The sequence below is a fragment of the Amycolatopsis kentuckyensis genome (assembly GCF_041679295.1).
In the GTDB taxonomy this organism is placed as follows: Bacteria; Actinomycetota; Actinomycetes; order Mycobacteriales; family Pseudonocardiaceae; genus Amycolatopsis; species Amycolatopsis kentuckyensis_A.
In genome coordinates, this window is record NZ_JBGDMD010000025.1 from 1 (window position 1) to 21,996 (window position 21,996).

General features: G+C 68.6%; 31 protein-coding genes. 6 read left to right on the forward strand and 25 right to left on the reverse strand.

What is annotated here, in order from left to right; genetic code table 11:
- Positions 1 to 182 precede the first annotated feature (182 nt).
- Both ACERZO_RS49210 and ACERZO_RS49215 read right to left on the reverse strand, forming a co-directional pair.
- A complete protein-coding gene (locus ACERZO_RS49210; protein ID WP_372672954.1) occupies positions 183 to 386 on the reverse strand; it encodes a DUF397 domain-containing protein in 204 nt (67 codons plus the stop codon).
- A complete protein-coding gene (locus tag ACERZO_RS49215) occupies positions 383 to 1,231 on the reverse strand; it encodes a helix-turn-helix domain-containing protein (RefSeq protein WP_372672955.1) in 849 nt (282 codons plus the stop codon). The genes ACERZO_RS49210 and ACERZO_RS49215 overlap by 4 nt, the downstream gene beginning before the upstream one ends.
- Positions 1,232 to 1,399: 168 nt before the next feature.
- Between ACERZO_RS49215 and ACERZO_RS49220 the strand changes: the two genes are divergently transcribed.
- The 6 genes from ACERZO_RS49220 (at position 1,400) to ACERZO_RS49245 (ending at position 3,580) form a co-directional block, all read left to right on the forward strand.
- Positions 1,400 to 1,639 carry a hypothetical protein gene (locus ACERZO_RS49220; RefSeq protein WP_372672956.1) on the forward strand — a complete coding sequence of 80 codons (240 nt, stop codon included), beginning with the start codon at positions 1,400 to 1,402 and terminating at the stop codon, positions 1,637 to 1,639.
- Positions 1,640 to 1,791: 152 nt separating this feature from the next.
- Complete coding sequence (locus tag ACERZO_RS49225; protein WP_372672957.1) at positions 1,792 to 2,001, forward strand: hypothetical protein; 210 nt, start codon at positions 1,792 to 1,794, stop codon at positions 1,999 to 2,001.
- Positions 1,998 to 2,306 (forward strand): hypothetical protein, encoded by a 309-nt coding sequence (locus tag ACERZO_RS49230; RefSeq protein WP_372672958.1) that lies wholly within the window; start codon positions 1,998 to 2,000, stop codon positions 2,304 to 2,306. Before ACERZO_RS49225 ends, ACERZO_RS49230 begins: the two co-directional genes overlap by 4 nt.
- Entirely contained in the window at positions 2,293 to 2,580 is a 288-nt protein-coding gene (locus ACERZO_RS49235; protein WP_372672959.1) for a hypothetical protein, read from the forward strand. The genes ACERZO_RS49230 and ACERZO_RS49235 overlap by 14 nt, the downstream gene beginning before the upstream one ends.
- Before the next feature lie 217 nt (positions 2,581 to 2,797).
- Positions 2,798 to 3,058, forward strand: coding sequence for a hypothetical protein (locus tag ACERZO_RS49240; RefSeq protein WP_372672960.1), 261 nt, complete (start codon positions 2,798 to 2,800; stop codon positions 3,056 to 3,058).
- A 270-nt stretch (positions 3,059 to 3,328) separates the two neighbouring features.
- Complete coding sequence (locus ACERZO_RS49245; protein WP_372672961.1) at positions 3,329 to 3,580, forward strand: hypothetical protein; 252 nt, start codon at positions 3,329 to 3,331, stop codon at positions 3,578 to 3,580.
- A gap of 65 nt (positions 3,581 to 3,645) precedes the next feature.
- On the opposite strand, the gene ACERZO_RS49250 is transcribed toward ACERZO_RS49245, so the two are convergent.
- From ACERZO_RS49250 to ACERZO_RS49360, 23 genes are all read right to left on the reverse strand, one after another.
- Entirely contained in the window at positions 3,646 to 3,942 is a 297-nt protein-coding gene (locus tag ACERZO_RS49250) for a hypothetical protein (RefSeq protein WP_372672962.1), read from the reverse strand.
- A complete protein-coding gene (locus ACERZO_RS49255; RefSeq protein WP_372672963.1) occupies positions 3,939 to 4,688 on the reverse strand; it encodes a M15 family metallopeptidase in 750 nt (249 codons plus the stop codon). The genes ACERZO_RS49250 and ACERZO_RS49255 overlap by 4 nt, the downstream gene beginning before the upstream one ends.
- Before the next feature lie 2 nt (positions 4,689 to 4,690).
- Positions 4,691 to 5,539 carry a hypothetical protein gene (locus ACERZO_RS49260; protein ID WP_372672964.1) on the reverse strand — a complete coding sequence of 283 codons (849 nt, stop codon included), beginning with the start codon at positions 5,537 to 5,539 and terminating at the stop codon, positions 4,691 to 4,693.
- Complete coding sequence (locus ACERZO_RS49265) at positions 5,536 to 5,874, reverse strand: hypothetical protein (RefSeq protein ID WP_372672965.1); 339 nt, start codon at positions 5,872 to 5,874, stop codon at positions 5,536 to 5,538. The genes ACERZO_RS49260 and ACERZO_RS49265 overlap by 4 nt, the downstream gene beginning before the upstream one ends.
- A gap of 25 nt (positions 5,875 to 5,899) precedes the next feature.
- Entirely contained in the window at positions 5,900 to 6,340 is a 441-nt protein-coding gene (locus tag ACERZO_RS49270) for a hypothetical protein (protein ID WP_372672966.1), read from the reverse strand.
- An 8-nt stretch (positions 6,341 to 6,348) separates the two neighbouring features.
- The gene (locus tag ACERZO_RS49275; RefSeq protein WP_372672967.1) at positions 6,349 to 9,492 is read right to left on the reverse strand and encodes a carbohydrate binding domain-containing protein; all 3,144 of its coding nucleotides are present in this window, start codon (positions 9,490 to 9,492) and stop codon (positions 6,349 to 6,351) included.
- Positions 9,492 to 9,812: a hypothetical protein gene (locus ACERZO_RS49280; RefSeq protein WP_372672968.1), complete on the reverse strand. Its 321-nt coding sequence runs from the start codon at positions 9,810 to 9,812 to the stop codon at positions 9,492 to 9,494. The genes ACERZO_RS49275 and ACERZO_RS49280 overlap by 1 nt, the downstream gene beginning before the upstream one ends.
- 121 nt (positions 9,813 to 9,933) lie before the next feature.
- The gene (locus tag ACERZO_RS49285; protein ID WP_372672969.1) at positions 9,934 to 13,551 is read right to left on the reverse strand and encodes a hypothetical protein; all 3,618 of its coding nucleotides are present in this window, start codon (positions 13,549 to 13,551) and stop codon (positions 9,934 to 9,936) included.
- A complete protein-coding gene (locus ACERZO_RS49290) occupies positions 13,548 to 14,009 on the reverse strand; it encodes a hypothetical protein (RefSeq protein ID WP_372672970.1) in 462 nt (153 codons plus the stop codon). The genes ACERZO_RS49285 and ACERZO_RS49290 overlap by 4 nt, the downstream gene beginning before the upstream one ends.
- Positions 13,940 to 14,461 (reverse strand): hypothetical protein, encoded by a 522-nt coding sequence (locus tag ACERZO_RS49295; RefSeq protein WP_372672971.1) that lies wholly within the window; start codon positions 14,459 to 14,461, stop codon positions 13,940 to 13,942. Before ACERZO_RS49295 ends, ACERZO_RS49290 begins: the two co-directional genes overlap by 70 nt.
- 95 nt (positions 14,462 to 14,556) lie before the next feature.
- Entirely contained in the window at positions 14,557 to 15,036 is a 480-nt protein-coding gene (locus ACERZO_RS49300) for a phage tail tube protein (RefSeq protein WP_372672972.1), read from the reverse strand.
- Positions 15,037 to 15,046: 10 nt separating this feature from the next.
- A complete protein-coding gene (locus tag ACERZO_RS49305) occupies positions 15,047 to 15,283 on the reverse strand; it encodes a hypothetical protein (protein WP_372672973.1) in 237 nt (78 codons plus the stop codon).
- A 3-nt stretch (positions 15,284 to 15,286) separates the two neighbouring features.
- A complete protein-coding gene (locus ACERZO_RS49310) occupies positions 15,287 to 15,628 on the reverse strand; it encodes a hypothetical protein (RefSeq protein ID WP_372672974.1) in 342 nt (113 codons plus the stop codon).
- Between the two features lie 2 nt (positions 15,629 to 15,630).
- Positions 15,631 to 16,056, reverse strand: a complete 426-nt coding sequence (locus tag ACERZO_RS49315) for a hypothetical protein (protein WP_372672975.1) — start codon at positions 16,054 to 16,056, stop codon at positions 15,631 to 15,633.
- Positions 16,053 to 16,421, reverse strand: a complete 369-nt coding sequence (locus ACERZO_RS49320; RefSeq protein ID WP_372672976.1) for a hypothetical protein — start codon at positions 16,419 to 16,421, stop codon at positions 16,053 to 16,055. Before ACERZO_RS49320 ends, ACERZO_RS49315 begins: the two co-directional genes overlap by 4 nt.
- Position 16,422: 1 nt before the next feature.
- A complete protein-coding gene (locus ACERZO_RS49325; RefSeq protein WP_372672977.1) occupies positions 16,423 to 16,824 on the reverse strand; it encodes a DUF6093 family protein in 402 nt (133 codons plus the stop codon).
- The gene (locus tag ACERZO_RS49330; RefSeq protein WP_372672978.1) at positions 16,821 to 17,213 is read right to left on the reverse strand and encodes a Gp19/Gp15/Gp42 family protein; all 393 of its coding nucleotides are present in this window, start codon (positions 17,211 to 17,213) and stop codon (positions 16,821 to 16,823) included. The genes ACERZO_RS49325 and ACERZO_RS49330 overlap by 4 nt, the downstream gene beginning before the upstream one ends.
- Before the next feature lie 16 nt (positions 17,214 to 17,229).
- Positions 17,230 to 17,541 (reverse strand): hypothetical protein, encoded by a 312-nt coding sequence (locus ACERZO_RS49335; RefSeq protein ID WP_372672979.1) that lies wholly within the window; start codon positions 17,539 to 17,541, stop codon positions 17,230 to 17,232.
- Positions 17,542 to 17,555: 14 nt separating this feature from the next.
- Complete coding sequence (locus tag ACERZO_RS49340) at positions 17,556 to 17,735, reverse strand: hypothetical protein (RefSeq protein WP_372672980.1); 180 nt, start codon at positions 17,733 to 17,735, stop codon at positions 17,556 to 17,558.
- Positions 17,732 to 18,688, reverse strand: a complete 957-nt coding sequence (locus ACERZO_RS49345) for a major capsid protein (protein ID WP_372672981.1) — start codon at positions 18,686 to 18,688, stop codon at positions 17,732 to 17,734. The genes ACERZO_RS49340 and ACERZO_RS49345 overlap by 4 nt, the downstream gene beginning before the upstream one ends.
- A gap of 48 nt (positions 18,689 to 18,736) precedes the next feature.
- Positions 18,737 to 19,345 (reverse strand): hypothetical protein, encoded by a 609-nt coding sequence (locus tag ACERZO_RS49350; protein ID WP_372672982.1) that lies wholly within the window; start codon positions 19,343 to 19,345, stop codon positions 18,737 to 18,739.
- A gap of 67 nt (positions 19,346 to 19,412) precedes the next feature.
- Complete coding sequence (locus ACERZO_RS49355) at positions 19,413 to 20,513, reverse strand: hypothetical protein (protein WP_372672983.1); 1,101 nt, start codon at positions 20,511 to 20,513, stop codon at positions 19,413 to 19,415.
- A gap of 2 nt (positions 20,514 to 20,515) precedes the next feature.
- The gene (locus ACERZO_RS49360) at positions 20,516 to 21,985 is read right to left on the reverse strand and encodes a phage portal protein (RefSeq protein ID WP_372672984.1); all 1,470 of its coding nucleotides are present in this window, start codon (positions 21,983 to 21,985) and stop codon (positions 20,516 to 20,518) included.
- Between the last annotated feature and the right edge of the window lie 11 nt (positions 21,986 to 21,996).

A 21,996-nucleotide genomic window follows, 5' to 3' on the forward strand; every position in this document is an offset into this window, starting at 1 on the left:
GTGATGTCCCAGTGATTCGCCACATACGCCGCTGACCTGCGACGACTGACCCAACGTGGGGCAGATCTGGGGCAGACACCCTTGGCCCGCCCCACGTGGGGCGCGGCACCTGCCCCACGACGCCAGAACGCCCCGGCACAGTAGGTGTGTGCCGGGGCGTTCTGTTCGTACAGGGGCGGCCGTCAGGCCTGGTGGTCGCGGACGCTTGCGGTCAAGGCGCGCCACCCTGCCCGCGACAACCGGATCTCGCCGGCCTGAGGTGCCTTGCTGTCACGCACCCCCACCTCGACGTCGCCCGGCTGGTCCATGTCGACCTCGACGCAGTCCTGACCTTCCTTGCTACGCCTTGACTTTCGCCACCGTCCCTGTTCGTCGGGTACGGTCATGGTGTCGTCTCCTTGCTGTTGATGGCACCGGCTATCAGCTCCCGCGACTTCTCGGAGCTGATAGCCACTTCTTCCGCCCGCGCCGCGTCCTGCTGGTATGGCGCTACCTCTGGAACGTCGTCGAGGTAGAGGGCGGAAACCTTGTTCTCGAGCTGCACGACCGGTCCGCGCTCCGAGGTGTCCGGGAAGGTAGCGACGGAGAACGGCCCTTCCCAACCCGGGTTCCACGATGCCCGGTTCGGGATGATCCGGATGGTCACGTTGGGGCGCTCCGCCATCGCGAGCAGGTGGTGCAGCTGATCGATCAGCACTTCGCGGCCGCCGACCTCGGCGTGCAACACGGGCTCCCAGATGAAGGCGCGGTAGAGCAGCGGATCGCGGCGCGTGAGCGCGGCCTGACGCCCGATGCGCACAGCCACCCGGGTATCGATCGATCCGGCGGCCACGCCACCCTCGACGTACACGGCGCGGGCGTACTCGGCCGTCTGCAGCATCCCGGGCATCAGCACCGGCGCGACGTGCACGAGTTCCAAGGCGGTGCGCTCGATCTCAAGCATCGCCGCGTACTGGCCTTGGGTCTCCAACATCGGCTTGTGCCCTGACCCGCGGGCGAACTCGACCAGCGTCTCTCGAAGGTCCGCCGGCGCACCGATGGCCACCATGTACGCGGCGACGTCTTCGGGGCGCGGTTCGCGCTCCCCGGTTTCCCAACGGCTCACCGTCGGGTGCTTGAACCCCAGCGTCTCGGACATCGACCGGGCACTGCTCCCCGGCATATACGTCAGGCGCGCATCCCGCATTTGCGCACCGCGCGTCACAGCTTTCGTACCCCTGGTACCACCCATGGTCCAGAGAATACGCACACGTCCCGGCGCTTATCCGGGTGGATTCGTGTCACCCAAAGGTAGCATTGACGCCCCCTGGTACCAGGGTTCAGGATCGGTACCACCGTCCCGGTACCACCCGGTACCAGCGACACGAGCAGAACGAGAATATCGGGTCAGGGGTCGACCATGGCAGACGAGGGCTGGCGATTCGTGCGGGGCTACCGCACAACCGACGAATCGGGAACACCGACCACCCTAAAGATCGGCCTTGTTGACGTCCGGTATCCCGGGCAAGACGTGCGAGTCGAACCCGCGATTCAGGTCGACGGGAAGACGGCCCTGATCCCGCTCGAGGAGATCGGCAGCGAGGTCCCCAGCACCATTCGCCGCGTGCTCGAAGAGTGGTGGAAGCGGGAGGGCCGGTGATGTCTTGCTCGTCGCTGGTTGCGAACCAGCTCCCTTCGCCGCCGCGGGCGGCCTCTGTCCCGCGCCCGGTAGGTGCCGGCGCGGGGCCCGGGGCTCCGACCACGGTCGGAGCCCCGGCGCCGCAAGCTGACGCTCCGACGGGTCACGCCGCGGTGTTCGCGCGCGCTGTCGCTGCCGGCAACGTCTGGATCTCCGGCATCGGGGTCGGGGTGAACTCCGCCAAGGTTCTGGTGAACACCCCCGAATGGCACGGCAGTTCCGAGCTGGCGCGCGAGTTGTTCTACCACGGCCTGGGCACCGGAAAGTACGGGATCCTGCGTGCGAACGTGGTCCCGGGCTGGCGCGCGAGGGCGGGCCAGTGACCGCGCTCGACGACAGGCCACCGCGGATGTCGACCCCGCCACCGGTGGACGGCGGGTGGGAGTGGCACGAGTACGCCGACGACGGGTGGGCGCACCTCTACACCTGGCGGGAGCTGCGGGGCGAGGACAGCGGCCGCGTTGTGCTCGTGCTGCCGTGGTGCGAGACACTGCAGCGTTTTCCCCTCGCCCACTTCAAAGTCAGCGTCAGTCGGAAGAAGGTGATCCCGGGGGTCGGCCGGACGTGCCCGTGGTGCGCGCGGCAGAACGAACATCGCCGGATCGAGGTCCCCCGTGCCCGCCGATGAGCGCGACCGCGCGCTGACGAAGAAGATCCGGCAGGTTGCTTCTCGCAGTGTGGCGTTCGCCGAACTCGTCGAGGACGAGGACACCGTGATAGGCGAACTGGCGTTCGCCGAGGGGCTGACGTCGCTCATGCGGCTCTACTGGGACACCGCCGAGGAGATGATGGGGCGGGCGTCAGCCCTGTACGCCACGCACCCGTGGTCCAGCCTGACGCTACCCGGCCCGCCCATCGCGCCGCAGACCGTCGAGAGCGGCGACGACAGGACACCATCGTGACCCCCGGCCGGCGCGGCCGCCCTTCCTCCCTCGTGGCGGGCGCACCGGCCGGGTCTCCACTCCGCGGGCTCGTGCGGTGAGCCACGGGTGATCGCGGAACGCCGCCCCGGAATGGACCCCGGGCGGCACCCCCCTGCCGGGGCCGGGATCCAGGGCACAGGCGCGCCCGGCCCCGGCAGGTTCCACCAACTACCCCTACCCGACCAGGAGCCACACCGTGCGCATCCGCGCCGTCGTCTTCACGACCCACGACGCCCCGAACGTCCCGCGCCTCCAAGACGCGTGGGACCGGGCGACCGCGCTCGACGAGGGGCAGAGCGTGCACCAAGTCCTCGCCGATGTCCTCGCCGACGATTCGACGCACCACGCCGAGGTCGTCGACCTCAACGTGCCGGACGACTTGCTGCTGCCTCTGCTGCAGCGGCCCACCCCCGAGGTACCCGGCAACCTCACCACCCCCCAGGAAGGAACCCCGTGAAACTCGGATGGTGGATCATCGACACCGCGGATCCCAAAGACGACGACGACCCGCCCAAGCGCGACGACGACGAATCGTGAACCGACAGCGCGTCCGCCGGATCATCGTCGTCGTGCTGGCACTAGCCGCCGGTATCGCCTTCTTCTGGCTGGTCCTGTCGTGGTCCCCGCAGCACGCCGGCTTCTGACATCACAGTCCGGTCACGGGAGGCAACACGAACGGCGTTCAAGACGACATAGCAGCGGACCAGACGACGAGGGAGACAGCCGCATGACCGCTCCGCACAGCACCCAAGCACGGATGTCCGCTGGCGAAGCGGCCCAAGCCCGCGTGCTCGCCGACGAGGACCCGATGCTGCAGGCCGCACTCGAGCAGCTGGCCGTCACCTATTCGATCCGGAAGATCCTCCTTTGGGCGCTGGTGGCCGTCCCCGCCGTGCTGGTCGTCGTGGGGATCGTCCTCGCCGTCGTGCTGCACGTTCCGGTCGACGACACCGGAGCCGCAACGGGCGCCATTCGCTGACCTCGAACACGCCGAAAACGGCCCCCCGCACCTTCCGGTGCGGGGGGCCGTTTCGCGTGCACTGCCTAGCCGAGATCTCGGGGCGGATCGGGGATGACGCTCAGCCCGCGCGCGGCCGCGGCCTTCGTCAGGTCGTCGTCGGACAGGGCGTTCGGGACCGCCGCCACCGTGCCGCCGCCGACGACCACGCCGGCGACGCCGAGGATGGTCGCCCACGTGCCCGCGGACAGGTGCAGCCCGATCGCCTCGAGCACACCGAGGACCCCGGGCACCGCGGCGATCGCGAGCACCGCCGCGACCGCCTTCCGGAACCGCTGGTACCAGGCGACCGCGGTCGGCCAAACGCCGTGCTGCCCGGTCACTGGCCGGACGCCTTCGACGCGAGCAGCGTCAGCACGCGGTCGAGCTTGGCCGACAGGTCGGCGTTCGACTGCTTCAGCGCGGTGATCTCGCGCCCCTGCCGCAACACGTTCTGGTCGATCGCCGAGACGAAACCGGCGAGGTTGTCGAAGTGCCCGGGGAACTCCTTCGACTCGATCGACTTTCCGCGCACGGCGTCGAACGTCCCCGCCAGCGTGTTGCCGACCGGGATCACGGCGCCGTCCTGAAGCTTCATGGGATCGGTGAGCTGCATGTCCTTCTCTCCTGTCGTTGCCGAACCGCCACCACCGGCGGTGAGCTTGGCCAGCACGGCGGCGCACCGCGCTTCACTGGCGTTGATCTCGAAATGCATCGGGTCCTTGCGACCCGTGTAGTCCCCGCCCCACCGCACGCACCCCTCGGTGCGCGCCACGATGTTGCGAATCGCGGCGATCTGCGCCGCGGTGAAGTTCGCGCTCGGATTCGTGTCGAGCGGATGCTTCGGGGCGTTGAGGTCCAGCGCGGTGCCGGACGCGTGGTTGGACAGCTGCGTCGCGCCGCGAATGTCGCGGTACGCGTAGCCCCAACAGCCCGGCCACACCAGCGGCTCGACGAGCGCGTGGAACTGCTGCCCCACCCACGCCAGGAGCGCCCCCGTGGGCCCGCTGCGCAGCGACACGGCGCCGCCGGGGAGGTTGTACCGGGCGGGGCTGATCGGGGCGCTGAAACCGTTCTGGCTCGTGGTCATGGTCATCCTCCTGGGATGGGTAGTAGCGACGGCTGCGCCGTCGTCGAGCTGGCCGGAGACGGCGGGTTGGTCGCCACCACGCAGGTGTAGGTGTCGGCGGTGCCGCCGTTGGCGAGGACCACCCGCACCTGCGCGAAGGTCCCGCCCTTCGGACACAGCGCCTCGGGGTGCTCCCGCAGGTAGCTGGCGAATGCGTCCTGAATCTGCTCGGTCGTCGGCGCCGGCCCCTGCTCGCCGCGGTCGCCCTTGTCGCCCTTCGGCCCCTGCTGGCCGTCCCGCCCGGCCGCGCCGGTCGGACCCGCCGGCGGAGGGTTGGTCGCCAGGTATCCGGCCAGAGACGCGGAGATCTGCATCGGCGTCGGACCCGGCACCGTGATGGGGTTATCGGCGACGTAGCGGGCGATCCCCGCGCCGAGTTCGGCCGCGGTCGGGCGCACCGACGGAAGCGAAGCCAGCACGCGGGCCGTCGCTGCCGACACGATCACGTCGGTGTCCGACGCCTGGCCCGGATTCGGGATGGGCACCTGCGCCTGACCGCGGCGCGACAGTTCGGCGTTCGCCCTGTCCCCGGCGGTTTTCGCCGCGTCCGCCTGGCTGCGCAGGTAGCTGATCGCGGCGTCCTGGCTGTCCTGCCGGGCGTACAACCCGGACAGCGCCGGCCCGACCGTGACGGACACGATGACCGATACGATGATCGCGAGCGTGGCCATGCCGAACGCGATCCACGGCCAGTATCGGCGCCAGAACTCCCGGCTCACCTTCTCCGCGCTGTCGGCCGCCTCCTCCCGCAGCAACGCGAAACCCTCGTCCAACCGCGAGTCCTCGGCGTCGAAGTGGTCGTCATCGGTCATGGCAGCCTCCCGTCCCATCCCCGTCGGTACAACTCCTGCTCGAGCGCATCCGCCCGACGCTCAAGTGCTTCCGCTCGGCGCTCGAGCCGCTTGACGGTCCGCTGTTCGTCGCGAAGCCATTCGCGCAACACGGCCTCGCCGGACGTGGGCGCGGCCGACTTCTCCACGGTCGCCGGCGGATCGGCTGGCTTACTGGATCCGAGCCGGAGCTTGGCCTTTTCCAGCCACACCGGCGCGCGGGCGCCGATGTAGGCGATGAGGATCGCGCCGACGAGGCCGGCCAGCGATAGCCACCACGGCGATCCCGCCGGAACCGCGTCAGCAGCGACATGCACTTGACCCCCTCGCAATCCGTTTTCCTCACAGCCCCAGGTCTTTCACGAGCAGTTCCCGACCGTTCGCGCCGCCGTAGACCGTGGCGGTTCCGGTGTTGGTGAACGCCGTGATCCCGATCGTGACCAGACCCGAGAGGTTCGAGAAGCACCGTTCGAAGTGGTAGCTGTCGTTGTTGGCCCCGAGGTTCGCCACCCGAGTGAGGAACGCGTTCGAGGTCGGCAGCACCGGCCCCTCGCCCTTCTCCCACCTCATCGACACCGTCGCCAGCACCGCCGACGCCGACGCCGACATCTGCGTGTTCCAGGTGGCCACGTAGATGTGGTTCGGGTCGGCTACGAACGTGACAGCGTCGTCAATCAGGACCTTCGTCGCCGTCGTGAACGAGTCGTTGCCTGACGGCCCCGCCGAACCCATGTAGCGGTTAACGAGTCCAGAGGTGACCGTGGATCCGTTGGGAAACGCCATGATCCCCCCTACAACGCCAGCACAGCGCGACGCGTCAAGGACACCTGCGCCCCGGATGTCTGGGACTTCACCACGCCATTCGCCGACCGAACTACCGTGAACCTCTGCGGTCCCTGGAACGACGCGTCATCCACGTACCAGACCTGCGCCGCCGACGGTGTCCCAACCAGCACCGGCACCAGCTGCGCCGACGCCGCATTTGCTGGTGCGGTATAGACGTTCTTCACTTGCGTCCACGTCGCCGCGGGTACCGCGGGGAAGCTCGACGACGTCGTGATGTACACCCCGGCCGCGTCAAACCAGTTCACCGCGCACGCGAAGTTCGACGTCGCGGTGGTAACCCACACCCACACCGACACGGAGACCTGCATCCCGCCAACCACGGGGATGAGTTCGGACGCCGGCCCCACGTTCGCGGACACGCCGTCCGGCACCAGCCTCCCGGCGAAACTGCCGCTGTGCTTTTGCGTTGACGACAGCGTGAAGCTCGACGTTCCCGACGCGGTCCAGGGTGACAGCCCCGGCTCGAATGTCGGGTTCGTCAGGGCTTCCGACGTGATCGCGGTGACCGACATGTCCTCGCCGCCGACGGTGACCGGAATCGGCATTTCCGCCGGGTCCGTGGTCCACGTACACGTCGAGTCGTACACGTACATGGCGGTGGCCGTCGGCGTCATCGCCCCGGCCAACACCGAGGTTTCGGTGTCGCTCCTCCCGAGCGCCGTCGACCCCAGTACCGCGACCTGGTACGGCGCGTCCGGCGTGCAGTTGAACTCGAGGACGTGTTCAATCCCGTCGAACCGTTCGGTGTAGCCGCGGACGAGCTGCGACACCGTTCCCGGGTCCACGAACGGCCCGTTCGCGACCGTGATTCGATCGTCGAGGTTCACCGCCAGGGCATCCAACATCTTCTGCGGAGACGCGCTCAGCGGAAGCGGGGCCAGGCCGATTTGCAGCCCCGGGTAACGAGGCTTGTCGGTGGTGCCTAGGTTCAGCATCCATCCCGCGGCGTCAACGGTCTGCGAGTCGTAGGCCAGGTTCAGCGTGACCCCGGTCGCGTACCGCCCGACGCCGCGCGAGTTCGACGGATCCGTGACCGCCAGCGCGCCGGTCGTCTGCACGATCTGGTATGACGATCCGTCCTGGCGAGTGACCGTGACGTCGTTCCGAATCTCCTGGTCGTCCTCGGCCGGGAGTAGAGGTGGGATCACCCGATCGGCGTTGAAGTCCAGCACCAGCGTGGGCACCTGGTTGTACATGCTGGAACGGGCACGCTGCACCAACCCGAGCCCGCAACGACTCTCGTGCACGGAACCCTGATCGGCGTCGGCGCACTCGTCGATCAACGACAGCAACCCGTTCTGCCGCTGGATTCCCATGGGCACGCCGGCGATCGCCCCGTCCCACAAGTACTGCGTGGGAATACCGTTCTCGGTTCCGAGACGCGCGACGCGCGCGTTCGACGCCTCACCCCAGTACGCCCGGAGCTGGTCAGCCAGGGTGTAAATCGAGGTGATCGAATTCCGGATTGCCACGTGCCCGATCGCGCTCGACTTCGCTTGCCGATAGGCGTTGACGAACACGCCCTTCACCGCGCCGATCGTGCAGCTTGGCGCCGTGGCTGACGCCGCGATGCCGATGTCCTGAAATGGCTCCAGGATCGCAACGGTGTAATCGACGTTCGCGCCGTTCTGCGTCAGCTCGATCGACAGCTGCACCGGGCGCCCGTTCAAGGCGAGCGCGATGTTTCCGCTCGTGTGGAACGCAACCCGGTCCGGCCCGTAGAAGGCCAGCTTCAGCCCGCCGCCCGCTTGGTAAAAGCAGTCGATGAACGCCGCGGACCCGGTCGTCTGGATCTGCGACAGCGTCGCCTGATCGACTTCGCCTGACGCCGGGATCGACAGCAGGTAGACCATCTGGATCTGCCCGGTGGCGGAGTTCCGCGGCACCGTCCCGACCCAACGGCACGCGTTCGGCACGGCGATCTGCCCCGAACCGGGAAAGTCCGAGTTCGTCTCGAACGTCGTGTTGCCAGCGACCAGCAGCATCGGCGACCCACCGATGCCCGAGGCGATCTGCGTCGCAGATCTCCCGTCCTCCACGGGCCAGTACGCGAGATGCGGCGGTGAGATCGTCTGGTTGCCGCGCAGGTAGGGCGACTTCAGCTGCGGCTCGCCTTGCCCGATCCTGCGCCTGACCCCTGCAGCCTCCACCTGAATGAACGACTGGCCGCCGTTCGGGTCCCACGTCGCCGGCCACTCCGGCACCTCGCCGGCGAACCGGTTCGAGCGAACCTGGAACGAGTCGTACGAGAACGTCACCGGGGTGTTGGTGTTGCCAGCGCCGACGCCGGACCTGATTCCCACCCATCCCTTGGCGCGGTTCACGAGCAGGTTGCTTCGTGCCTCGACGTCCCACGCGTACGGTTCCATAGCTGCCGCAGCCCACACCTTCGCCCGCAGGTTCTGGCCTTCCTGCTGAAACCGCACGGCCAGCGGCTGCCCGGTATAGACAAGGGCCTTCGTCACGATCGCGGAAACGATGGTTCCGCTGACATGGTTGATAGAGATGGTGATCGCCTCGGCAGAGGAGATCTTCACCGCCACCAAGAAGTAGTCCGAAGTGGACAGTCCGCCGATGACCAGGTTGCACGGCTCGACGTTGCCGCCAGTAACGTTGCTGAACGGCAGCGACACAGTCGCCGACACGTCCACGTCGCCGAACAACTGACCCGCCAGGTACGACAGCCGGAATGCGCTCGTGCCGGCGATGATGTGCTTACCCACCCCGGAGTTCACGACGTAGTCGGTTCCTCCACTGCTGAAGAACGACCATGCCCCGCCGAGGTCGGCAGCACCCCACCCGGACGTGACGGTCCGGCCATCGAACGAGTCCGACGCGACCTTGCGCGCAACGCGGATCGGCTGATTTCTGCCCAGTACCGAGTAGTACGGTCCCATCGGGTTTCGCGGCGAGTACTTGCCGTTCGCGTTGTCGATGGCAAAGGTGCACTTCGACGGCGACGCCTGCCCGGTCCCCGACGTGCGGCCGCGCTCGATCACGATCTCGGGATCGGCGTACACGTCGGGGGTGATGTCCTGCCACTTGTCGCCGATGCACAGCTCGAACACGAAATCGTCGAGGATCGCCATCACAGCCCCAAGTCCTGCACGAGCAGTTCACGCCCGGTGTAGGCCGTGACGGTGGCCCCGTTGTTCGCCAAGCCGGTGATACCCACCGTCACGACACCGGACAGACCTGTGATCGTGCGCGTGAAGTGGTAGGTGTCGTTCCCCGCGGTGACCTGCGCGACCCGCGACCACACCGACGTAGACGTCGGGGTGATTGGCCCCGAGCCCGGCTCCCAACGAGCGTTCATGGTCGCCACACACGCGACGCTGGCCGACATCTGCGAGTCCCACGACACCTCGTAGAAGTGGTTCGGAATCGCCGTGAACGTGACCGTGTCCACGGACAACACCTTGGTCACCGTGGTGAACGTGTCGTTGGCGGGGGGCTGCGCAACCCCCGCCAACCGGTTCAACACCGCCGGGGTAATCGTCATCCCCGCTGGAAACGGCATCTGCCCTCCCCTACGTGAATGCCTTCTGCACGTCACCGCCGCTCTTGCGAACGGTGTCCTTCAGCCACCCGATCAGCGCCCGCTCGATCTGCCCAGAACCGCGGCCGAACTCGAACCGGTACGTCATCTGCCCGGACGCCCCGCGCGGCGCGTACTGCACGGCGGCGCCGGACGCGATCGCCTGCTGCACACGGGATTGCGCGGTGCTCTGCGGCGGGTACAGAGCTTCCCTGCCGTCGGTGGGGTCGCCGCGCCACCCGGCCGCGTACAAGCTGTCCCACGTGCTCTGTGGGACGGAGCCGTATTCGACCGGCCCGCCGTTCGCGAATCGGCGTAGACCGCCGGCGTTGATGAACCGCAACAACGGTTCCGCGATAGCGGTGTCCTGCGCGTTCACGACGAACTCGCGGTTGGCGACGCGGACCGGCCCGCGGGACGACATCGCGACGATGCTGTCCGACGTGCCGGTGCCGGGACCGTGGAGCTTCCCGCCGCCCCGGATGTCCAGCGGCACGATCGGCCGCACGCCGCCGGCCGCCAGCCGCGGCACCGACTCGATGGCGCCGCCGCGCGCGTAGCCGACGAGCCCGCCCTTCGCGAGCCGGTTCGCCGCCGCGCCGAGCCCGGATGTGGACGGTGCGATGTAGACACCGCGGATCGTCGCGGTCCGGGTTCGAGCCGCGTTGTTCAGCTGCGATTCCGCGGCCGCTACGTCCGCCTTGGCGTGCACCTCGGCCCACGTGCCGTCCGCGTTCTGCTTCCACACCCGCACCTGCCCGTTGGCCGGGTTGATGTCTGCGTAGGTGTGCGTCACGGCGCCGGTGGCGTCGGTCGTGGCCTTCCACTGCCGGACCATCCCCGTTGCCGGGTCCACGGTGGTGTAGGTGGTCGTGTTCCCGACCGTCTGCGAGGTGACGTTCTTCCAGTCCGTCACCGCGCCGTCCGCGGGCGATGTGTTCGCAAACACGGTCGCGGTGGCGTTGGTGTTGCCGACCTTGTCGAGCAGGTCCTGAGCGGCCTTCCGGCCCGGCTCGGTGTTGGCGAACACCGCGAACTTCCCGTTCGGCATCTTCACCACGGTGTCGCCGAGTTCGCCGAGCGCAGCGATAGCCGGGTCGGTCAGGGCATCCATGACGATGCCCTTCTCGGCCGGCACCGCGGCGAGCTTCGTCATCACGTCGGTCAGCTGCGCTTGGGTCTGCGTGTCGCCCTCGAGCCCCAGCTTCGTGATGACCTTCGCCGGGACCATGCCGTAGTGGTCGAGGACCCGCCCGATCTGGTCGTCGGTCAGCCCCAGTTGGTGCAACTGCCCGGCGAACGCGTCGCGCATCGCGTTCAGCTTCGGCGGGATGTCGTTCAGCGGAGTGCCCGCCTCCCGCAGGGACTGCGCGTACGCGGCGAAGTCGTTCGTCTGCTGCTCGATGGTCGACTTCAGCTTCGACCCCGCCTCGGAGGCGGTGTTGATCGCGCCCGACGAGTCGACGATGTCCTTCGAATGCTTCTTCAGGTCGAGCTTTTCGAACCCGTCCTTGATGCCGCGAAGGTCGTCGTTCCACTTCTGCAGCGCGTCCTCGACACTCGGGGTCTGGCCGGCCATCTCCCGCATCACGTCGATGATCGCTTTACCCTTCGACGCGACGTCACCGCCGGCGTTGTTCAGCGCCTCGAACGCCGTCTGCAGGTCGGCGACGCTGGCCTGCGCCGCGATCATCGCCGGCGTCATGCCGCGCGCCGTGATCGACTCGACGAGCCGCAGTCCCGATTCCAGCTCCGCAGCCTTCTTCGCGCCGGCGTCGGACGCGTCGGCCTGCTGGTTGATCGCCCGGACGTTCTGCAGCGTCGTGACCAACTCGGCCTTTTGCGCGTCGGTCAGGTCCAGCGACGCCATGCGCGTGGCGGTCATCTTGTCGACCACGTCGGCCGCCGAGCCGCCCTGCTTCACGTAGGCGTCGGCCTGCCGCAGCACCATGTCCGTCACGTCCCCGCCGACCTGGTGAGCCTGCACGAGCCGCGTGAGGTAGCCGCGGAAGTTGTCGTTGACGGTCCGCACCGCGTCGCCCTGGCCGAGCGCGGCCGCCGACACGGTCGCCATCGACACGCCGAGACGGTCGTTGGACAGGAACGCGTTCTTGTCGCTCAGCGCCTTCAGCGCGGTTTGGCGCACGTTCTCGCCGATGACCCCGTTGTCGCGCCGGTACGCCTCGGTCATGTCCTCGATCGCCTGCGTGTGCTGGGCGGCCCGCTGAGCGGCCTCGGCTTGCTTCTGGCCGATGAGACCGAGCAGCATGGAAAACACGCCCACGGCGACGGTGGCCGGGGTAAAACCGGCCGCCAGGCTGCCAAGCCCGGTCACGAACTTCCCGCGGATCCCCTCGGCGTTCTTGATCTCCTGGCCCATGCCGCGGAAGCCGTCTCGGACGTCAATGCCGAACTTGCTCGCGATCATCGATCCCGCGGCGAGAGATCCGGTCACTTGCCCGACTTCGGCCGGGAGCATCGACACCAAGGACAGCAGCAGCCGCAGCATCGACACCGTGCCGGTGCCGGTGTTGGTGAAGCCGGACAGGAACCCGATGACGCTCGAGCCCTCGTGGGTCATGTCGACGAGTCCGCCGGTGACCTCGTCGATGATCACGTGGAACGACGAGAGCGGTCCCGCGCTGCCGGTGGCGAAGTTCGCCAGGAGGGTGCCGAGACGCGCCTCAAGGAGAGCGATCGACCCACCGAAGATGACCAGTCCCTGCCGGGCGCCCTCGGCGCCGGCGGATGCGTTGATGAAGAACTCCGAGAGGCCGTCGCCGGCTTGCGCGGCGAGGCTGTGTACGCCCTTCAGCGGCGCTTCCGACTCGCGGACGGCGACGACCATCCCGGGCATCGCGTTCTCGGCGAAGTCCGTCACCGATCCGGACAGCTCCCGGACCGCGGCGCCGGACCCGTCCACGGCGGCGCGGACGTGGGGCTCCAGTCGGTCCCAGGCGTTGCCGGCGTTGCCGAGTGCGTCGATGACGTCGCCCTGGATTCCGGCGCCCATGTGATTGACGTCGTCGAGGACGTGGTTCGCCATGTCCTTGGCTGCCGACTGCACGTCGTCGCTCGAGGAGATCGCGTAGATGCCGAGCGCGGCGAAGCCGGCAGCAGTGCCGGACAGGATCGCGCCCACGCCGGCTGCCCCGACCGCGGCCGCCGCCGGAAGCCCGACGGACAGGCCGGTGAACTTCAGCGCGTCGAACTGCGCGTTCGTGCGTGCCGCCAACCGCGACATCTGGTCGTCGACCTTCTTCGACGACCGTTCCGACTCCCCCGCCGCCGCCTTCTGCGACTCGACGAACTTGCGGTTCGCCAGGGTGACCCGCTCCACCGCGGACTCGTGCTGTCGGTGCGCGCGGGAAAGGTCTTCCTCGGCCGCCGCGAGCTGCGACGCCGACGCCTTGCCGCTCGAGCGGACCTCGTTCAGCTTGGCCTCTGCCACCCGCACGCGGCCCGCCGACGCCTCTTCCTCGTCGAGCGCCCGGCGCAGGTCCCGCGCCGCCTTCTCCGCGTCGCGCGTCGCCGCCGACGAGCCCTTCATCTTCGCGACGTAGTCGGCGATGTTGGCGCGGAGGTTCACGTTGACGGTGCGCTCGGTCACGGGCCCTCCTTCCGCTTGTCCCTGGCTGGCCACATGACGTAGCTGTCCGGGTGGTAGATGTCCGGCTCCTCGTAGTACGAGTCCCGCTGTGCGTTGACCGCTTTGCAGCGGTGGCAACGGATCGGCGGGTCCGCGACGTACTTCCCCTCGGCCTCATCGGCGGTGGTCTCAGGCAGCCACCCGCCACACCCGTGACAGGTCTCGGCCTGCACCTGCAGCATCGCCAGCACGAGCGCACGCTGTTCGTCGTCCCACTCCACCTCGCGCGTGGTGACCGTCCGGACCAAACGGCCCTTGCGGTACCGGTGCTCGGTGATCTCGCGCGGCTCCCACCCGGAGAACCGTTTGTGCGAGATCCCGAGCCGGATCGCGGCTTCGACGTCCGTTCTCAGCCGGGGATTGTCTGCGAGGCGGTGAACGAGAAAGGGACGCTGATGTCGTTCCGGTTCAGCGCCCACACGGTGTTTTCGATCTGCGCGTACTGCGCGTCGGTGATCACCTCGAGCAGCGCCGCGAGGTCGTCGGGCTCGAGGGCCGGGCTCACGAGGCTGAGCGGGATCAGGGCGGCGAAGAACGCCGGGCCGTTGATGCCCATGCTCTTGTCCGCGGCGTTGTCCTTCCGCGGCGGGTGCGCCGCCAGCAGCTCGAGCCACGCCGTGCGCTTCAGCGCGCGGAACCGGAGGATGATGGTCGACTCGGCCATCTCCTTCTCGAGCTGCTTGACGCGCTCGGCCAGTCGGGTTTCCTCGGGGTTGCCGGCGAGGGTGTTCGACTTCTGCGACTTCACCGCGATCAGCTGCCGGTCAGCGTCTTCCCACTCGGCCTGCAGGTCACCTCGCACGCACAGCGGGACGGTCTTCTCCGGCAGCTTCGCCGAGGCGATGAGCGCCTTCAGGTCCTTGCTTTCCACGGTCTTCTCCCAGCTCCCCAGCTCCAGGTATGCGAAAGCGCCGCCGCGGCCCGAGCTGGGGGGTGAGCCGCGACGGCGCGTCAGGGGGAAGGGCGTCAGGCGACGACGGCGTCCAGCACCGGCGCCGCCGTGTTGTAGCCCTGCGACATGAACTTCTCGACGCCGTTCGCTTCGGGCTTCAGCATCCGGCGCTGCCCGAACTTCACCGGGTACACCTCCGGCTTCTGCCCGATGGTCCACGCCGTCGTGTACGCGACACCACGGCGCACGACCAGGTAGCCCGTGAGGCCGCGCAGCAGCGTCGTCCACGCGACGTCCTGCGCCGGGACGTCCTTACGAACACAGGTCAGCTGGATCGTCGTCTTCGACCGGCCCGGAGACTCCGAGTGCGTGGTCTCGGACAGCTTGTCGGCCGTCACCGTGTCCTCGTCGGTGTTGATGTCGAGCCCATCGCCCATGATCAGGCCCTCCAGGCTCGTGCCCGCGTTGAGCTCGGCGACGGTCGGCGCGGCCGGGTTCGCGATCGCCGGGACGAACGACACCCTGTTGTTGCCGTCCGACAGCATGTCGGCCATGGTCTACTCCCTACTTCTCGGCCGACTCGGTGTCGGCGGACTCCTCCGGCGCCTTGCCGGCGGGCTTCTTTCGGCCGGCCACCTCGGGCCGGGCCGGGACGGGGTCTTCGCCGACCCCTGCGGTCTGCTCGGGGTCGAGACCGTTGATGGCCACCCAGCCCGGGTGCATCCCGAACTTCAGACCCTCGTCGGACAACTCCGCGACGTGGCCGGTCTCTTCGTGTTGCGCGAGCACCAGTTCCGGCATGACTCAGCCCCTGAACGCGTAGAAGTTGACCGACGCCGTCGCCGACGCGGTGAGCCACGCCAGCGCATCCGACGGCTGCGCCAGGTCGGCCGGAATCGGGCCGATCACGGCGACGCCGGCCGCCGGGACCGGAACGCTGGTGATCGGCGGCAGCGTCTGGCCGTACTTCGGCGCGTTGGGGTCGGCCACGTTGACCGTGATCGACGCGCCGCCGCCGTTCTGCACGAAGACGTAGGTGCCGGCGCCGGAGTCGCCCGGGGCGACCTTGTCGGGGCCCGCCGTTGCCGGGGTCGCGGTCAGCACCGTCCCCGAGATTTTCGCCTGTGCGCGAGTGATGGTTGCCACTGTCAGTCCTTTCGGGACACGAGTTCGTAGATGTCCACCGCGTACATCGGGTGGAGATTGGCGTCAGGCAGCGTCACGTCCGTGTCCGCCTGCAGCGGAACGTCGGTCGGAACTCTCCGGATTCGGTGGCAGGACCAGCCGGCGACCACCGGGCGCGCGCCGAGCAGCAGCGCGCGTGTCTTGTCCACGACGGTCACCGCCGAGTCGTCGGTCAGCCCCACCGAGTTGACCTGGAACCGCAACGTCAGCTCGTCCGGATCACCGGACAGCTTGGTGTCGTCGTCGGTCCCGGTGCCGAGGAACAGCACCCAGTACGGAAATTCGGGCTCCGCGGACACCTGTCCACCCGGGTAGCCCGGGATCGTGGTCATCAACGGCTCGAGCAGGGCCTTCACCGCCGCACGGTGCGCGGCGACCGGGCCGGTCACAAGATGTCCTCGGCGACGTCGGCGAGGTAGTCGACGAAGCGCTGAGTCTCCCGCCGCAGCGGTGACTCGAGGTCAAGTTGTGGCGCGTTCTTCGACGTTCCGAAGTACAGGATGTTGCCCAACGGGCCCTGCACGCGGCTCTTGTCCGGCCCGATCTCGGCCTCGAACTCGCCCGTCATGTCGAAGGAGATCGACAGCGGAAACAGGCGGTAGGTCGGGTGCCCGGCCGCGTCCTGCCGGAGCCCGTTCTTGATGTTCAGCGCGCCGCGCTCGACGACCTTCCGGATCTCCGGCCGCTTCTCCGCCGGGACGGCGTCGAGATCGTCCGCGAGCCGGGCAAGCTCGTGGGTGTCCACTGTGGCCATCTCACGTCACCTCCTCCACGATCGGGCGGAACGCCGTCGCGTACGACTTCCGGTCGCCCGACCTGACTCGGAACACCCGGCCCACGTTCGCCGGGTCGCCCGGACACTCGAGGATTTCCGCGACCATCCCTGTCACGACGCCCTCGGTCCCGTCGACCGGGAGCTTCAGGAACAGCGGGTTCACCGTGTAGACGCGATCGCCCGCGTTCGGTGTGGACGCCGCTGGCTGCTGCGACTGCAGCTTGCACCGGCCCTGGTACACCGGCGCCCCGTAGACCGGCTGGACCTTCCCGGTCTCCGGGTCGGGGTCACCGTGCCCGGTGACCGCTCGAATCACGCAGGTGTCGAGCATCTGCGCTTCTGCGGCTGCCCGGCCGGCCATCACGGCTGAAAGGGCGGTCACGGAGCACCCCAGGGCACGCCGAGGGGAACGCTGTACGCGCCCGCCGCGGGAGACGCCTGCGGGGCCAGCAGCGCCCACTCGTCGTCGGTGACGAAGATCGACCCCTTCGCGGCGTCGGCGTTGAGCCGATACCGGTAGTCGTCGATGTCCTCGGACACCTTGCCCTCGGGGTTGCGGACCTTGCGGATGACCGATTCGCGCTCGACGTAGACGAGCGCTTCGACGTCGAGCTGATCGGCGGCGATGAGCGCGGCCAGGTCGCCGAGCCGCGCCCGGATGATCAGCTCGACGTCGGACAGCCATTGCTCGACTTGGTCGCCCTGCAGGCTGCCCGCTGCGATGGGCCGACCGAGGCTCTTCACCACGTCCTCGAGCGTTGCGTATGCCACGGCCGGCCCCTTCCGATCAGGACGCGGTGGTCTCGCCCGTGTCGATGTTGTGCGTCACGGTCACCTTGCTGCCGTCGGGCCGGGTCGCCTCGTACTTCTCGATCCGGTGTTCGCGCTCGAGCTTCGGCTTCTCCGGCGGGGCGACGGGCTTCACCGCGTTGACGGTGCCGACCGCGATCGCCTCGTCGCCGGGCTGCGGCGGGACCGACACGGCGATCTCGGTCGGGTCGGTGGTGTCCGCCGGGCCGTCGCCCGGGGCGGTGACCGACGGCTTCGTGACGTCGTTGTCGAGGGTGGTCTTCGCCTCGGTGGGCTTCCTCTGAACCATGCCTTCTTCTCCTGTCAGCGGATGGGAACGGGGACGTACACCTGCGCGACGACGCACGCGTGTGCGTCGTCGCGCTCGTCGTTGACGACCTGGCACGCCGCGATCGCGGCGTGCAGTTCCGGGACGAGTTCGCCGACCCGACGGCCCTTGGGGTCGCGGATCTCGTAGCGCAGGGCGTAGCTCGAGCCCTTCACGACGCGAGCACGCCGCGCAGGCGCGCGGCCGCCTTGCCGCCGAACAGGGCCAGACCGCAGTAGAACTCGATCCGGGTCCGGTACACCGGCTGCGACTGCAGGAAGCCGAGGTCGTCGACCATCACGCCGCCGTTGGTCAGGCCGGTGACGGCCTGGTCGCCCTCGTCGTTGCCGTACTTCACGGCGTAGACCGAGGACGCGATGTTGCTGGTGCCCTGCGTCTCGGTCTGCGGCAGGATCGGTGCGCCGGCCGCGGTGTTGCCCGGGTCGAGCATCGGGATGCCGTTCCACTGCACGATGCGCTTGCCGGTGGAGTCCTCGCGGACGGTCTCGACGCCGCCGAGCCGGCGCCCCGCCGACTTCGTCTTCGCGATCACCGAGGCGTTCGCGTAGATGGCTCCGTTGTCGCCGGTCAGGCCGGGAACCTGCGCGACGAGGGCGTCCAGCGCGTCGAACCACGCCTGCGCGTCGCTGCCGCCGTTGCCGAGGACCGGGGCTCCGTTGGTGCCGGCGTCGATGACCTGCGCGCCGGTGAGGCGCTTCTTCAGGCCGTCGAACGACTTCGAGTCGACCGTGACGTCTCCGTTGAAGAACGTGTCGGAGAACTTGTAGGACGCGGCCTTGACCTTCATCGCCGTCTGCGTGGCGCGCTGGTCGTTCAGGTTGCCGCGGGTCTGCACGATGAACCGGTCGACGTCGGCGTCACCACCGAGGATGACCAGCGACTCGGACTTCTGGTTCACCGTGCCGGTCGACTCGGTGTACGCCTCGTTCACCGACCGGAACGCCACCCCCGGAAGGGTCGCCTCCTCGTTGTAGGCGTACGCGTTGCCCTCGATCGACATCAGCGGGATCCGGTCGAGGATCGCGTTCGCCTGCACGAAGGTCTCGATGACACCGCGCTGCAGGGAGTTCTGCGACAGCAGGGCGGCCTGGGCCAGGGTCACAGCCATGGCTGCTCTCCGTTCTGTTTCGCCCGGCCGCCTCTGCGGCCCGGGGGGTTACTTGTTGTGGGGACTGGCCGCGTACGCGGCCTGCAGGCGCGCCATGCCCGGCGCGACTTCCGTCGGAGCACCGCCGCCGACGCCGATGCCGGCGGAGCCGGGCGGCGCCACGGGAGGCGTGCCGTCCTTCAGGAGGTACGCCTTCGCTTTCGCGATCTCTTCGAGCCGTGCCTTCACCGCGGCCTTGTCGACCACGCCGCCGGCTTCGACCTTCACCGACTTCAGCGCGTCCTCGCCGTACTGCGCGAGCGCGTCGGCGGGGTCGCGGAATCCGAGTTCGGCGGCCGCGGCGCGAACCTCCGAACTCACCAGGACCTTGTTCGACTCGGCCCGGACGGCGTTTTCGGTCTCCTGCTTCGCCGCAGCCACCGCCCGCTCGAGGTCGGTCTGATTCGCCGCCGCGGCGGCGTCGGCCTTCGCCTTCAGATCGTCGTAGTCGGCGAACTTCGAGAGCCGCCCGGCGATGATCCGATCCACGTCCGCCTGCGTGAACTTCTTCTCGTCTGCAGCCGGGGCCGGAGCGGGCGGAGCCGGGGCGGGCGCGGGCGCCGGAGCGGGGGCCGGAGCAGGCGCGGGGGCGGGCGGCGCGGGGTTGGGGTTGGTCATGCTCGTGTCCTTCACCCGCTGAGAGCGCAGCGGTCACGCACACCCCGGAATCGGGGGAACCGTTGGGCTACAGGATGTAGCCGTTGAGGCGCAGCAGTCGGAGGTAGTCCTCTTTGCTCGTCGCCAACTGCTGAATGGACTCCGGCATCAGCCGCGGGATCTGGACACGCTGCCGGGTCACCCGCCGCTGCACGGCGCCGCTGCGCGAAAGCCGGCTCACCGTCTCCGCGGTCTCGCCCTGCAGCCGGGCGCCGCGCGCGATCAGCCGCTGTCCGGCCAGCCCCCGCCGAGTCGTTCCCTCGGTGGTGACGAAGATGTCCCGCCCGAACACCCGGGTCGGCGTAAGCCGCCCCGAGCTGATCGCGCGCTTCTCGTCGGCGGTCAACCGTGCCGCTGGCGCAAGTCCTGATGCGCCGCGGCGGGCGTTGACAACCTGCGCGATGTCCGCACCGGCTCGGATCGCCTCCGCCCCGGCCTTCGTGAAGATCCGGTCTTGGTCGGCCGCGTTGAGGCTGTCGAAGTAGCCCCTCGGCGACACCAACAGATCACCGTCGACCGATTCCGGGGATGGAATGTGCCTGCAGTCGCAACCCGGGTGCCGGAGGAACGCCGTTGACGATCGGTAGACCTTTCCGGCCAGCAGCACGCACCTTGAGCACGACGGCGGGTTGAGCATCCGCACGTAGGTCGAGATCGGGCGCACCGCCACCTCGAGCCGTTCCGCCGCTCGGCCAGTGTCCGACAGGACCGTCCCGACGGCCTTCGACAGCCATTCGCCCGAACCGCGCAGCGCCTGCCGCGCGGTCTCTCCTTCGCCCACCCGAGTCTTCGCCCGGATGATCGCTTGGTACAGCAGCGAGTCGAGCGCACGCCCGTCGCCCGCCACCCCGATCAGCGGCGCGGTGGACACGCGCGCGATGGCGTCGGCCGCCCGAACCTGTCCGGTCTCGTCCAGCACAGCCGGGATGTAGTCCGCGGCCTCGCGCGCCATCTCGCGTTGCCCCTGCACGACCGTGTCGAACAGCTGCGCGGCGATCCGCGAGTAAGAGACCTCGAAATCCGGCGTCATGCGTCGCCACGACCGCAGCACCGACCGCACCGTCTTCCGGTTCGTCGACCGCTGCGAGCGCCCGTACTCGTCGGCCGCAGACGGAAGCGCCTGCAGCATGGCTAGCCGCCCGCCGGCGGCAGTTGCGGCACCGGGGGGTTGTCCTTGGCGTCGAGGCTCTGCAGGTACGGGTCCTGCTCTTCGGCCCGGACCATGTCCATCCACCGCGACACCTTCTGCGGCGTCGCACCCGGCAGCATCTCGAACGCGCCTTCACGCGGGAAGCCCTGGCCGATCAGCTTGGTGATCGCATCGACGATCTGCGCGAAGCTACGTGCCTCCGCGTCGGCCCAGATCACTTCCGACGACAGGTCCGGCTCGTTCTCGCCGCGCGCCCTGTTGGCCAGCCGCATCACCTGCTCGAGCGATTCCCCGCACGACCGCTTCAGATCGTCCACCAAGGACGCCAGCGTTGATTCCGCGGCCGCCAGCGCGTCCCCGGACAGGTTCGCCAGCCGGTTCAACAGGTACTGCGGCGGGATCTGGCCGGTGGCGAACAACGTGGTCATGAAGTCGCCAAGCACGGTGATGTAGTTCTGCAGGTTCGACTCCGGCAGGTCGAACACCTTCGTGTCCTTGCCGGGGAACACCAACGCTCGGTCGACGCCGACCCGGCCCGGCGAGGACAGGGCCGGCTTCTTCTGCCCGTTCGTGTCGAGAACGAAGGACCCGTCGGTGTTCTTCTGGTAGATGACGTTGCCGGCGTTGTCGCGCAGCACCGGGTCATAGCCGGTGAATACGCGCTGCCGGTAGGCCGAGAACTGCATCGCCAACAGCGTGTTGAACCGGATGGTGTTCAACGCGTCCTGCTGCGGCATCAGCGGCACGATCGCGGGGAACGGCACGCCGTCGCCGTCGGGCTTGTTGTCGAACGGCACGAACGGCACGGCGCCGAGCGGGTGGGTCCCCGAGTCGACGATCGTCCATACGCCCCAGCCGGTCCGGCCGCCCTTCTCAAACCGGACCCACGTCGAGCTGTCGTACACGACGGCGACTTCGCGAGTACCCGAGTAGCCGCCGGGTAGGATCAGGGCGTTCGTGGTGACGTCCTGCACCGTGAACGTCTTGACCGCGTACAGCGGGGTGAACGGGTCTTCCGGATCCATGCCGATGTGGACTCGCCGACTGGACTCCACCCGGATGTACGGGGTTTTCGGGTTCTTCGTGTTGGGCCACACCGACATGACCCCACGCCCGTGGGTGACCATCTCCGTGTAAACGATGGCCTGCCGCGCGTCGAGCTTGTTCGGCTGCCACACCTCGTCCCACGCGGCTTGATCCGCGTCACCCTTGCGGCCGGTGCGGAAGCCCTCGGCCCGCAGCCGCTGCACCGGCGCGCCCATCGCGATGTCGAGCACGTTCGCGATGGCCTGTTCCCGCAGCGCCATGTACTCGTCGTTCACGCCCTGCGGCGCGTACGGCAGGTCCTGCACGCCCTTGCGGTAGTTCTCGCGCCGGGTCCAGTCGGCCTGCTTCTTCTCGATCTCGTTCAGGCCGGCCATGAGGTAGGTGCGTGCGATGTTCGCGTCCACGGCGCCCCCTC